The 2,336-nt window shown below is 34.5% G+C and carries 4 protein-coding genes and 1 pseudogene; 1 reads left to right on the top strand and 4 read right to left on the bottom strand.

The genetic code is table 11. The features are described 5' to 3' along the window. Positions 1 to 341, bottom strand: a pseudogene (locus AC1DPQ_RS25100) (ATP-binding protein); the annotation flags it as partial. 145 nt (positions 342 to 486) lie between these two features. Between AC1DPQ_RS25100 and AC1DPQ_RS25095 the strand changes: the two are divergent. Next, the gene (locus AC1DPQ_RS25095) at positions 487 to 855 is read left to right on the top strand and encodes a response regulator transcription factor (protein WP_477583073.1); all 369 of its coding nucleotides are present in this window, start codon (positions 487 to 489) and stop codon (positions 853 to 855) included. A gap of 4 nt (positions 856 to 859) precedes the next feature. On the opposite strand, the gene AC1DPQ_RS25090 is transcribed toward AC1DPQ_RS25095, so the two are convergent. Genes AC1DPQ_RS25090 through AC1DPQ_RS25080 form a run of 3 tightly spaced genes read right to left on the bottom strand, consistent with a single transcriptional unit; the run spans position 860 to position 2,223 of the window. Beyond that, positions 860 to 1,666: a mechanosensitive ion channel family protein gene (locus tag AC1DPQ_RS25090; RefSeq protein WP_477583075.1), complete on the bottom strand. Its 807-nt coding sequence runs from the start codon at positions 1,664 to 1,666 to the stop codon at positions 860 to 862. Positions 1,667 to 1,683: 17 nt separating this feature from the next. Next, positions 1,684 to 1,845 carry a hypothetical protein gene (locus AC1DPQ_RS25085; protein WP_477611223.1) on the bottom strand — a complete coding sequence of 54 codons (162 nt, stop codon included), beginning with the start codon at positions 1,843 to 1,845 and terminating at the stop codon, positions 1,684 to 1,686. 9 nt (positions 1,846 to 1,854) lie between these two features. Next, positions 1,855 to 2,223, bottom strand: a complete 369-nt coding sequence (locus tag AC1DPQ_RS25080) for a SpoIIAA family protein (RefSeq protein ID WP_477583079.1) — start codon at positions 2,221 to 2,223, stop codon at positions 1,855 to 1,857. Between the last annotated feature and the right edge of the window lie 113 nt (positions 2,224 to 2,336).

Genomic DNA, 2,336 nt, shown 5'->3' with positions numbered 1-2,336 from the left:
CTTTCTGATGATGAAATAATCAGATAAAAAGAAAGGCCATTAATTTCAACAGGATGGGGACTAATTGCATCAAAGCTTTTACGGATGATACCTAGTTTAAGTAATTCTTCGATATTAAATGCCGGATCTTGTTGTTTGATAAACTGGTTTAAGACCGAAAGTTGTTTGTTTAATAGACTTTTAGCTTCTTCCGCTAAAAAAACTTCTACATTTTCACTAATGTAGGTAATGGATAGGCTGTTCTTATCAACCGCTAATAGAAAGCCATGCGATTGAATTTTACCAGGAATATGAATGGGTTCTTTATCGCAATTGCTTAGGTCTACAGAAAATTTAGTCATATGTATTTTGATATTGCAGCGTATTTAATTTCACGAATTAACAAATATTAAGCCTCTTTTTTAGAATGTCTCTATTTTAGTAAATTCGGTTTTGAGATTTATTTTTTATTATATATTTGTTTGAAATTTAAAAATCACCCCAACTTTGGCAAAGAAGAATATTTTGGTTATCGAAGATAACCATGCAATCCTAGATGTTATAACCCTTATTTTAGAAAGCGAAGCTTTTAACGTTGAAGGACTAAACAAAGGTGCTGATTTTATTAACCATGTTCAGAAATTTAATCCGGATGTAATAATAATGGATATTATGCTCCCTGACGCTGATGGAAGACTACTTTTAAAAGAACTTAAAGATACCGCAGCTACACAGCACATTCCCGTTTTAATGATTTCGGCCCGTTATAATGCCAATAATTATACTTTAGATGGTATTGAAGCTGATGATTTTATGGCTAAGCCTTTTAACATCGACGAATTAATGGACAAGATTTATGCTTTGCTGAGAAAGTAGCTTTTTACTCAGCCATACCAGGTAATTTTATTCCTCCCAGTTTTAAGTTTTTCATCAGCACTTCGAGAAAAGAAAGTTTAGTATCTGTAAAACCGTGTGCTTTAACCCAAACATTTAAACTTACTTTAAATCCATTATCTTCTAAAGCAGACACACCAATTCTTCTTTCGGGTGTCTTAAGACAATCTTTAAATTCATCGACAGTTTTATTGAAAACATTTACGATCTGTTCATAATCGATACCATAGCTAAACTTCATTTCAATATCCAACCTCCTGCTGCCTTCTCTGCTGATATTGATAATCACTTCATTTGATAATTTGCCATTTGGAATAACTACGGTTCTGTTATCGAATGTTTTAACAATAGTATAAAATATCTGGATCGATATTACAGTCCCTTCCTGACTTTGTGCAATAATACTATCGCCCACAACGAAAGGTTTCAACAGTAAAATCAATACACCACTGGCAAAATTTTGCAGTGTACCCGATAAAGCCAGGCCTGCCGCAACTCCAATACCACCAATGAGTACTGTTAAAAAAGTAAGCTGAATGCCAATAATCTGCATTACTGTAAGTACCAATAAAACCCTTAAAGTAATGAGTATTAAACTGGTTAAAAATGGCCGTAGTGAAGGATTTATATCTTTACGGTGCATACCACCCTGCATCCATTTTCCCAGTAGCTTAATTAGCCATAAGCCTAAAATAAGCAGTACTATACCTAAAATTACCGATGGTCCTTTATCAATTATCCAGTCGTAGGCTTTATCATAAAAATGCTCGATGTTATTGGCACCAATCTTCATAAACTAGGATTTTGCTTCTAATTATTAAGGTTTTTATGTTTAACGGGAGCATCTTTAGTTACATTTACTTTCTTGGCATCTTTGGCTGATGTTACTTTATCATCAGCACCTTTAGCTTTTGCATTTTTCGGTGCGGTAGCCTTGCTACTTTCTGYCGATGTTTTAGAATTTTTCATCATTTTTAATCGTTAATCTTCAGCATTCAGCCAGGCCTTTGCCTCTTCTATCTCTTCTGGTTTAAAGCCTTTTGATTTACCTGGCGTAGCCACTGTGAAAACATCAGAAAACCACTCTACTCCTTTTTCGGCGCTTACCACGGCTATTTTTTTCCATTTGGTAAAATTTTTCAAACCCGCCTTAACATCTTGTACCCAGGCACCAGCTGTAAAATTCTTCACGTCAGTTTCCAAAACGAGCAGATACCTGATTTCCTTAAATCGCTCAGCTGTTCTTTTCAAACCGGCTAATAAAACGTTCTTTACATCATCGCTTGTCACCTCTCCGGTAGCCCTTACGCCAAAAATATGATCTGGTAGTCCTGTTATTTCTGTTAGCATAATTATTTCATTTATTTAAGAACACACTAATTCGTCAAGATGTTTGCTATTTAAATAAATTCTGAAAAGTTGAGTAACAACAAAAACACTATCTTACTGATACTGTTATACAA

The sequence above is a fragment of the Pedobacter sp. 01T416_2 genome (assembly GCF_056398925.1).
Note: the sequence above shows the minus strand (reverse complement) of the source record. Positions and strands in the feature narration are given on the sequence as shown.

What these genes read in the sequence shown, in the direction of transcription:
- AC1DPQ_RS25090 (WP_477583075.1), bottom strand. Translation starts at nt 1,666, where the DNA reads ATGAAGATTGGTGCCAATAACATCGAGCATTTTTATGATAAAGCCTAC.
- AC1DPQ_RS25080 (WP_477583079.1), bottom strand. Translation starts at nt 2,223, where the DNA reads ATGCTAACAGAAATAACAGGACTACCAGATCATATTTTTGGCGTAAGG.